The 8,767-nt window shown below is 71.7% G+C and carries 8 protein-coding genes; 2 read left to right on the forward strand and 6 right to left on the reverse strand.

What is annotated here, in order from left to right:
• Nucleotides 1-1,047 (reverse strand): peptidoglycan bridge formation glycyltransferase FemA/FemB family protein (locus EHS43_RS29145; protein WP_125193707.1); only part of this gene is annotated, 1,047 nt, incomplete at its 3' end.
• 160 nt (nucleotides 1,048-1,207) lie between these two features.
• Between EHS43_RS29145 and EHS43_RS29150 the strand changes: the two genes are divergently transcribed.
• Nucleotides 1,208-1,444: a hypothetical protein gene (locus EHS43_RS29150; RefSeq protein ID WP_125193708.1), complete on the forward strand. Its 237-nt coding sequence runs from the start codon at nucleotides 1,208-1,210 to the stop codon at nucleotides 1,442-1,444.
• A gap of 25 nt (nucleotides 1,445-1,469) precedes the next feature.
• Here EHS43_RS29150 and EHS43_RS29155 read toward each other — a convergent pair whose 3' ends face one another.
• From EHS43_RS29155 to EHS43_RS29170, 4 genes are all read right to left on the reverse strand, one after another.
• Nucleotides 1,470-1,988 (reverse strand): DUF4240 domain-containing protein, encoded by a 519-nt coding sequence (locus EHS43_RS29155; RefSeq protein ID WP_125193714.1) that lies wholly within the window; start codon nucleotides 1,986-1,988, stop codon nucleotides 1,470-1,472.
• 56 nt (nucleotides 1,989-2,044) lie between these two features.
• A complete protein-coding gene (locus tag EHS43_RS29160) occupies nucleotides 2,045-3,019 on the reverse strand; it encodes a YafY family protein (RefSeq protein ID WP_125193709.1) in 975 nt (324 codons plus the stop codon).
• Nucleotides 3,020-3,104: 85 nt separating this feature from the next.
• Nucleotides 3,105-5,807 carry a pyruvate dehydrogenase (acetyl-transferring), homodimeric type gene (gene aceE, locus EHS43_RS29165; protein ID WP_125193710.1) on the reverse strand — a complete coding sequence of 901 codons (2,703 nt, stop codon included), beginning with the start codon at nucleotides 5,805-5,807 and terminating at the stop codon, nucleotides 3,105-3,107.
• Between the two features lie 425 nt (nucleotides 5,808-6,232).
• Entirely contained in the window at nucleotides 6,233-6,856 is a 624-nt protein-coding gene (locus EHS43_RS29170; protein WP_125193711.1) for a GntR family transcriptional regulator, read from the reverse strand.
• A 213-nt stretch (nucleotides 6,857-7,069) separates the two neighbouring features.
• Here EHS43_RS29170 and EHS43_RS29175 point away from each other — a divergent pair, with 213 nt between their 5' ends.
• Nucleotides 7,070-7,732, forward strand: coding sequence for a hypothetical protein (locus EHS43_RS29175; RefSeq protein WP_125193712.1), 663 nt, complete (start codon nucleotides 7,070-7,072; stop codon nucleotides 7,730-7,732).
• 58 nt (nucleotides 7,733-7,790) lie between these two features.
• Here EHS43_RS29175 and sucB read toward each other — a convergent pair.
• Nucleotides 7,791-8,767 (reverse strand): 2-oxoglutarate dehydrogenase, E2 component, dihydrolipoamide succinyltransferase (gene sucB / locus EHS43_RS29180; RefSeq protein ID WP_125193713.1); only part of this gene is annotated, 977 nt, incomplete at its 5' end.

Raw genomic sequence — 8,767 nt, forward strand, 5'->3', positions numbered from 1 at the left:
GTACTCCACGACCCGGCCCCCCGCCCCCGTTTTGAAGCGGAGCCGGCCCAGCAGCCGGTCCTCGCCGAGGGCAGGGGTCACGGACCGCAGGTCGTACGTCTCGGCACCGGCCGCCCGCGCGTCGGACAGCATCCGCCACAGCAGCGCACTGCTGGGCCGCACCTCCCGCCCCCGCCGACCGGACGCGGCGTAGGAGTGCCAGACCCGGGAGCCGACGTTGATCATCAGCGCGGCGGAGAGCACCTCCCCGTCGTACTCGGCGAGATAGAGCCGCAGCCGGTCGGAGTCCTCGGCGTTCAGCGCCTCCCACATGCGCCGGAAGTAGGCCGGAGGGCGGGCCCGGAAGCCGTCGCGGGCGGCGGTCGCCGTGTAGAGGCGGTAGAAGTCGGGCAGGTCGGCGGCCGTCCCCCAGGAGACCCGGACGCCCGCCGACTCGGCCGTGCGCAGGGACTGCTCGAAGTGCGGTGCGAGGGCCTCGCGCAGTTCGTCCACCGAGCGGCCCGCCAGCGGGATGTGACAGCCGTACCGTGGCTGCCCGGGCCCGAAGCCGCTGTCCTCGTCCTGCGCGCACCGCCGCCACCCGAGCCCGCGCAGCCGTTCCCCGGCGTCCAGCGCGAACCCGTCCACGCCGGCCGCGGGCAGCTCGCGCACATGGCGGACACCGGGGTCGGCGATGCCCGCCGTCACCGTGTCGGCGTCCCAGTGCCGGACGATCACGGGCGGCCCGATCCGCACCGAGAACGCCCCGCGCTTCTCCAGGTGGGCCACCAGGGGATCCAGCAGACGCTCGGGGCGCGGGGCGAGCCAGTCGATCGCGGGCCCGTCGGGGAGATAGGCGAGACAGCGCCGGGTGCCGGGCAGCGGCCGGTACAGGACCAGGGCCGTCGCGATCCGGGCCTCGCCCTCGAACCAGCCGACGCTCTCCGCCAGCCAGTCGGGCTTCACCTCGGCCCACTCGGGAATCTGCAGATGGCTCACGTCGGGGTGCAGCCGCAGGTGGGCGAGATGCTCCTCGCGCGTGATCTCGCGCACATACGGGCTGGTCATGGGCGGGGTGCTCCTGTTCGGGGGCGGCCACGGTACGCCGGGAGTCACGGCGGGGGTCAAGAGCCCGAGCCCTCACAGGTTCCTCGTAGGCGGCTCAGGGACCACGCCGAAACAGCCGCCCTATCGTCATGCACACGCACTGACCGGAGGTGGGGAAGAAATGAACAGCAGTCACCCGGACACCACGGAGAAGACCGGCGGATGGACCCGGACCGCCCGCGGCCCCTGGGCGGTCGTGTGCGCCGTCGCGGCCGTGGTCCTCGGCCCGGCCGCCGTCACCGCGTCCGCGCTCGACCAGGCCAACGCGGCCCCGATGCACCACGCGGTCAAGGCCGACCAGACGCAGGCGTACATTCCCGCGGACACCACCCGGCGCAGGAGCAGCAGCGCGGCCTGAGACCGGCGGGCGGTCTGACGGGCGCTCAGCCCCTGAACCGATCCCACAGCTTGGGGTACCGCTCCGCCAGCACCCGGTCGCTCTCCAGGTCGACCGGCGTACCGAGCGGCTCGGAGGGTGCGGGCGGGATGCCCAGATCGGGGGCGACGGTACCGGTGAGCTGCTCGTAGGCCTCGTCGGCCGCGTAGCCCAGCTCCTCGCCGTCGCCGTCGATCTCCTCGTCGAAGTCGGCCAGCAGATCGGCGAGCGAGTCGGGGTCGTGCACCCCGCCCTCGTACACCTCGCGGCCCTGGCCGATCAGCCAGCACCGGAAGAAGTCGAAGGCGTCGTCGCTCGCCCCGTCCAGCAGGATCCAGCCGGCGCCCCACAGGTCCCAGGTGTACGCCCGGTTGAAGCGGGCCTCGAAGTGACGGGCGAAGTCGAGGACCATCTCCGGGTCCAGCGCCAGCAGCCGGTCCACGAGCAGGTCGGCCTGTTCCTCGGGGTCGCCCTCGGCGGCCTCGCGGGTGGCGTCCACCAGCTCCCAGAACTCCGTCTCGTCCATCACGGGTCCAGCATCGGGCCTGGACGGGTGGGGCGCACGTGGAGTGCGGCGGATTGTTATGTCCCGTACAGGCGGCCCAGCCGTCTCGCGTCGTCGGCGAAACGTGCCCGCAGACGCTCCGGAGCCAGCACTTCCACCTCCGGGCCGAGCCCCGCCAGCTGTGAGCGGGCGACCTCCTCGGACTCCACGGGGAGCGTCACGGTCAGCCATCCGTCCTCGTCAGCCGCTCCGGCGGCCGTCAGCGCCTCCCGCGCGGACACGGGATCCACGACGTACGGAAGGCGGCGCACCCCGTCCCCGGACAGCCGTACGACGACCTCGGCGCGCAGGATCGAGCGGGCGAACCGCTCGGCCTGCTCCGCCCAGAACCCGGGCAGGTCGAACTCCTCGTCCCGCTCGAAGCGGGCCTCGCGGGCCGTCACCACCGTGAAGCGGTCGATCCGGTACACCCGGAAGGAACCTCCGTCCGGGACCCGTGCGCACAGGTACCAGACACCCGCCTTCAGCACGAGCCCGTACGGCTCCAGCTCCCGCTCCACCTCGCCCTCCCGGCCGCGGTAGCGGGCGGTGACCGGTCTGTCGTCCCACACCGCGTCGGCTACGGCGGGCAGCAGCTCGGGCGCCTTCGGCTCGGTGAACCAGTTCGGCGCGTCCAGGTGGAAGCGCTGGGCCGCCGTCCGGGAGGCGTCCCGCAGGGAGGGCAGCAGGGCCGCCGACACCTTCAGCCGGGCCGCCGAGGCGGCGTCCTCCAGCCCCATCTCGCGCAGCGCCCCCGGCACCCCGGACAGGAACAGCGCCTCGGCCTCACCGCGGGCCAGCCCCGTCAGCCGGGTCCGGTAGCCGCCGATCAGCCGGTACCCCCCGGCCCGCCCCCGGTCGGCGTACACGGGCACTCCGGCCTCCGACAGCGCCTGCGCGTCCCGGGTCACCGTCCGCTCCGACACCTCCAGCTCCCGCGCCAGCTCGGCGGCGGTCATGGAGGGCCGGGACTGGAGCAAAAGCACCATCTTGATGAGCCGGGCAGCACGCATACGGCCATGATGCCGGGGCCCACTGACAGCGAAGGGGCACGGCGGCAGCCGTACCCCTTCACCGGGAGCCGTGCGGCTCAGACCTTCACAGCCCGTACTTCTCGCGCGCTTCCTTCACCGCCGTCGCCCGGACCTCGCCCCGGCGGGCCAGCTGGGCCAGGGCCGCGACCACGACCGACTCGGCGTCCACGCCGAAGTGGCGGCGGGCGCCCTCGCGGGTGTCGGAGAGGCCGAAGCCGTCCGCGCCGAGCGAGGACCAGTCCTGCTCGACCCACTGCGCGATCTGGTCCGGCACCTGGCGCATGTAGTCGGAGACCGCGAGCACCGGGCCCTCGGCGCCGTGCAGTGCCTGGCGGACGTACGGCACCCGGTCCTCGCCGCGCAGCAGGCCGGCGTCGGCCTCCAGCGCGTCACGGCGCAGCTCCGTCCAGGACGTCGCGGACCACACGTCGGCGGCCACGCCCCACTCCTCGGCCAGCATCCGCTGCGCCTTCAGCACCCAGTGGATCGCCGTGCCGGAGCCCAGGAGCTGGATGCGGGGGGCGTTGGCGACCGGGGACAGGCCCGCGGACTCCGCCGTGTTGAAGCGGTACAGGCCCTTGACGATGCCCTCGTCGACGCCGAGGCCGGACGGCTTCGCGGGCTGCGGGAGCGGCTCGTTGTAGACCGTCAGGTAGTAGAAGACGTTCTGGTCCTCGCCGGGCGCCGCCTCGCCGTACATGCGGCGGATGCCGTCGCGCACGATCGTGGCGACCTCGTAGGCGAAGGCCGGGTCGTACGTCAGCGCCGCCGGGTTCGTCGCCGCGATCACCGGCGAGTGACCGTCCGCGTGCTGGAGGCCCTCGCCGGTGAGCGTCGTACGGCCCGCCGTGGCGCCGACGAGGAAGCCGCGGCCGAGCTGGTCGCCGAGCTGCCACATCTGGTCGGCCGTGCGCTGCCAGCCGAACATCGAGTAGAAGATGTAGAACGGGATCATCGCCTCGCCGTGCGTCGCGTACGACGTCGAAGCGGCGATGAAGTCGGCCATCGAACCGGCCTCGGTGATCCCCTCGTTGAGGATCTGGCCGTTCTGGGCCTCCTTGTAGTACATGAGCTGGTCGCGGTCGACCGGCTCGTACGTCTGGCCCTTGGGGGAGTAGATGCCCAGGGACGGGAAGAGGCTCTCCATGCCGAAGGTGCGCGCCTCGTCGGGGACGATCGGCACCCAGCGCCTGCCCGTCTCCTTGTCGCGGACCAGGTCCTTGATCAGGCGGACGAAGGCCATGGTGGTGGCCACGTTCTGGGAGCCGGAGCCCTTGTCGAAGGAGGCGAACGCCTTCTCGGCGGGGGCGGGCAGCGGCGCCACCGGGTGCACGCGGCGGGCCGGGGCCGGACCGCCGAGGGCCGCGCGGCGCTCCTGGAGGTAGCGGACCTCGGGGGAGTCGGCGCCGGGGTGGCCGTAGGGGACGACCCCGTCGACGAAGTCGCTGTCCTTGATGGGCAGTTCAAGAAGATCACGCATCGTCTTGAACTCGTCCACCGTGAGCTTCTTCATCTGGTGGTTGGCGTTCTTCGACGCGAAGCCCTCGCCGAGGGTGTGGCCCTTGACCGTCTGGGCCAGGATCACGGTCGGCGCGCCCTTGAACTCGACGGCGGCCTTGTAGGCGGCGTACACCTTGCGCGCCTCATGGCCACCGCGGGAGAGGTGGAAGCACTCCAGGATCTTGTCGTCGGACAGCAGCTTCGCCATCTCGACGAGCGCCGGGTCCTTGCCGAAGAAGTCCTGGCGGATGAAGGCGGCGTCGCGCGTCTGGTACGTCTGCACCTGCGCGTCCGGTACCTCGCGCAGCCGTCGTACGAGCGCGCCCGTGGTGTCGAGCTGGAACAGCTCGTCCCAGGCGTTGCCCCACAGCGACTTGACGACGTTCCAGCCGGCGCCGCGGAACTGGGCCTCCAGCTCCTGCACGATCTTGAAGTTCGCGCGGACCGGGCCGTCGAGGCGCTGGAGGTTGCAGTTGATGACGAAGGTGAGGTTGTCGAGGCCCTCACGGCTCGCGAGCGCGAGTGCCGCCGTGGACTCCGGCTCGTCCATCTCGCCGTCGCCCAGGAACGCCCACACGTGCGACTCGGAGACGTCCTTGATGCCGCGGGCCGTCAGGTAGCGGTTGAAACGCGCCTGGTAGATCGCGGAGAGCGGGCCGAGGCCCATGGAGACCGTCGGGAACTCCCACAGCCACGGCAGACGGCGCGGGTGCGGGTACGACGGGAGGCCGTTGCCGCCCGACTCGCGGCGGAAGTTGTCCAGGTGGGACTCGTCCAGCCGGCCGTCGAGGAAGGCGCGGGCGTAGATGCCGGGGGAGGCGTGGCCCTGGATGTAGAGCTGGTCGCCGGACCCGTCGGCCTCCTTGCCCTTGAAGAAGTGGTTGAAGCCGGTCTCGTAGAGCCAGGCCGCGGAGGCGAAGGTGGCGATGTGGCCGCCGACGCCGTATTTGGAGCCGCGGGTGACCATCGCGGCCGCGTTCCAGCGGTTCCACGCGGTGATCTTCCGCTCCATCTCCTCGTCACCGGGCACGGACGGCTCGGCGGCGGTGGGGATGGTGTTGACGTAGTCCGTTTCGAGGAGCTTCGGCAGCGCGATGCCGTTGCCCTCCGCCCTCTCCAGCGTGCGGCGCATCAGGTACGCGGCACGGTGCGGGCCGGCCGCCTTGGCGACCGCGTCCAGGGAGGCCTGCCATTCGGCGGTCTCCTCGGGGTCCCGGTCGGGGAGCTGGTCGAGCTCGCTCGGCTGGATGGCGTTGGGGTCGGTCATGTCGCCGCCTTCCTCAGTCGAAGGGGGGTTGCCCTTGGTCTTTGGCAGGACAGGGCAGTGGGGCCTCGGTAGAAGCCCGTCGGCGACTCTAACTCCCTGATCGATGATCGATCAAAGCATTCAGGGTAAAACTTCTCGATCACGAGAAAGTCGGCACGGGGTGCCTTCGGCGATGGCACCGAGTGACCGCTGGAGCCGGGGTTCTCGCAGGTCGGAGGCCGTTTGAGCGGGGGTGCGCTCGGCTGTTCGGCGATATCTCCCCGTGCGCGCTCGTGGGGCGGGCGGGACTTCGCGTCGGCGACAAGGACCTCGCCCTCGCGTTCCGGGCCGCACCTCGACGTGATCGTCGACCACCCGCGCCACGGGTGCCGTGCGGCAGGTCCAGGACCAGCGGCAGCCCCGGACGCACCTGCGGTCGCCCGCCGTCAGGCCCGCGGCGCGCACCCCAGGACGTGGGCCTTCACGATCTCCGGGATCCGCGGATCCCGGCGCTTGAACGCGGCCACGAGCTCCTCGTGCTCCTCCGCGTACGACTGCTGGACCGTCCCCAGCCAGCGGATCGACAGGGCGGTGAACACCTCGATGCCCAGGCCCTCCCAGGTGTGCAGCAGCACCGAGTTGCCGGCCGCCCGCACCAGCTCGCGGTGGAAGCCGACCGTGTGCCGCACCTGGCCGGTCCCGTCGGAGTTCCGGTCCGCCTCGTACAGCGCGGCGACATGCGGCTCCAGGGCCGAGCAGTCCTGGGCCAGCCGCTCCGCCGCCAGCTCCGCCGCGATCGCCTCCAGCCCGGCCCGGACGGGATAGCTCTCCTCCAGGTCCGCCGCCGTCAGATTCCGCACCCGTACGCCCTTGTTCGGCGCGGACTCGATCAGCCGCAGCGACTCCAGCTCGCGCAGCGCCTCCCGTACCGGCGTCTGGCTGACCTCCAGCTCGGTCGCGATCCGCCGCTCCACGATCCGCTCGCCCGGCTGCCAGCGCCCGCTGACGATCCCCTCCACGATGTGCTCGCGGATCTGTTCGCGCAGCGAGTGGACGACGGGCGCGGTCATGAGAGCTCCTTAAGGGCGTTTGACGTTTAGACAATAAGGCCGCGGGCCCGTCCGGGAGGGGCGCACGGGGGCGCTTTCATGCAGGTGAGACGAGGCTTACACGCTCCCAGTCGCACGGCTTCTGTCAAGACAGGGAACCCCGGGGCGTCCAGGTGTGTCGCGTTGGTCAGGGGTTCCCGTGCGGGGCGCCCCATCGCACCACAGGGGGACGGCATGCACATCGGGGGACGACGGGGACTGGCCGCCGTGGCCGTGATCGGCGCGCTATTCGGCGTGGCGGGCTGCGGACAGCAGGGCGTAGGGGCGACGGCGGATACGGCCCCGGGCAGCTCGCAGGCGATCACCGGCATGGCGGGCGCGGCCCCGGGCAGGGGCGCCGCCTGCGTCTTCATCAAGCCGGACGGAGCACAGAAACTCGGCCACGTCGGCTGGGGCTTCAAGGTCCCGGACACCGGCCGCTGGGTCTACGGCGCCGTGGAGAACCCCAGCGCCAGGCTGTACACCCCGCCGGGCGGCGACATCGGGGCCTGGCACGCGGAGGGATCGTACGACCGCATGCTGAGCGAGATGTCGAGGGACGCGCACTACCCGGGGACGTCCGAGCACCCGTACAGCCGTTACCGCTGCACCAAGTCCCCGACGTACGACGTGAACCGCGCCCGGGACATGATCCGTACGGTCGAGGCGCGCGGGTTCCTCGTCGGCGTGGACCCGAGGACCGGCACGCTCACCTCGCGGGACTGCCTGGACGCGACGTACGACGTCCTCAAGGCCTACCGCACCCGGCACCTCACGCCCGCGCCCGAGCTCTCCGTCCCCAACGTGTGGGTGGAGGAGCTGTGGGGCTGGTCGGACCGGCAGCTCACGCCCCGGTGAGAAAACGCCGGTGCCCCCGCCCGGAGACCGGACGGGGGCACTCAGCGAGCGACGTGCCTTACAGGCCGAGCTCGACCTCGAACTCGCCCGCCTCCAGGATCGCCTTGACCGCGGTCAGGTAACGGGCCGCGTCGGCGCCGTCGACCAGACGGTGGTCGTAGGAGAGGGTCAGGTAGGTCATGTCGCGGATGCCGATGACCGTGCCCTCCTCGGTCTCGATGACGGCCGGACGCTTGACCGTGGCACCGATGCCGAGGATCGCGACCTGGCCCGGCGGCACGATGATCGTGTCGAAGAGCGCACCGCGCGAACCGGTGTTGGAGATGGTGAAGGTCGCGCCGGACAGCTCGTCGGGCGTGATCTTGTTCGCGCGGACCTTGCCCGCGAGTTCCGCCGTGGCCTTGGCGATGCCGGCGATGTTGAGGTCGCCCGCGTGCTTGATGACCGGGGTCATCAGGCCCTTCTCGGAGTCCACCGCGATACCGATGTTCTCGGTGTCGAAGTAGGTGATCGTGCCTTCGCCCTCGTTGATCCTGGCGTTGATCGGCGCGTGGGCCTTCAGCGCCTGGGCGGCCGCCTTGACGAAGAACGGCATCGGGGAGAGCTTGACGCCCTCACGGGACGCGAAGGCGTCCTTGGCCCGGGCGCGCAGCTTCATCAGACGCGTGACGTCGACCTCGACGACCGAGGACAGCTGCGCCTGCTCGTGCAGCGCCTTGACCATGTTGTCGCCGATGACCTTGCGGATGCGCGGCATCTTGACGGTCTGGCCACGGAGGGGGGAGGCCTCCAGGGACGGCGCCTTCTTGGCGGCGGCCGGGGCGGCGGCAGCGGCCGGAGCCGGAGCGGCCGCGGCGGCCTTCGCGGCCTCGGCGGCGGCGATGACGTCCTGCTTGCGGATACGGCCACCGACGCCGGTGCCCTTGACGCCGGCCAGGTCCACGCCGTTCTCCGCGGCGAGCTTGCGCACCAGCGGGGTCACGTAGGCGCCGTCGTCACCGGAGGTCGCGGCCGGAGCCTGGGCCGGGGTGACCG

This window comes from Streptomyces sp. RP5T (assembly GCF_003933965.1).
Lineage (GTDB): Bacteria > Actinomycetota > Actinomycetes > Streptomycetales > Streptomycetaceae > Streptomyces.

Bases quoted from the DNA above. Each gene is read 5' to 3' on its own strand.
- EHS43_RS29175 (WP_125193712.1), top strand. From the start codon at position 7,070: ATGCACATCGGGGGACGACGGGGACTGGCCGCCGTGGCCGTGATCGGC.
- EHS43_RS29150 (WP_125193708.1), top strand. From the start codon at position 1,208: ATGAACAGCAGTCACCCGGACACCACGGAGAAGACCGGCGGATGGACC.
- aceE (WP_125193710.1), bottom strand. From the start codon at position 5,807: ATGACCGACCCCAACGCCATCCAGCCGAGCGAGCTCGACCAGCTCCCC.
- EHS43_RS29155 (WP_125193714.1), bottom strand. From the start codon at position 1,988: ATGGACGAGACGGAGTTCTGGGAGCTGGTGGACGCCACCCGCGAGGCC.
- EHS43_RS29170 (WP_125193711.1), bottom strand. From the start codon at position 6,856: ATGACCGCGCCCGTCGTCCACTCGCTGCGCGAACAGATCCGCGAGCAC.
- EHS43_RS29160 (WP_125193709.1), bottom strand. From the start codon at position 3,019: ATGCGTGCTGCCCGGCTCATCAAGATGGTGCTTTTGCTCCAGTCCCGG.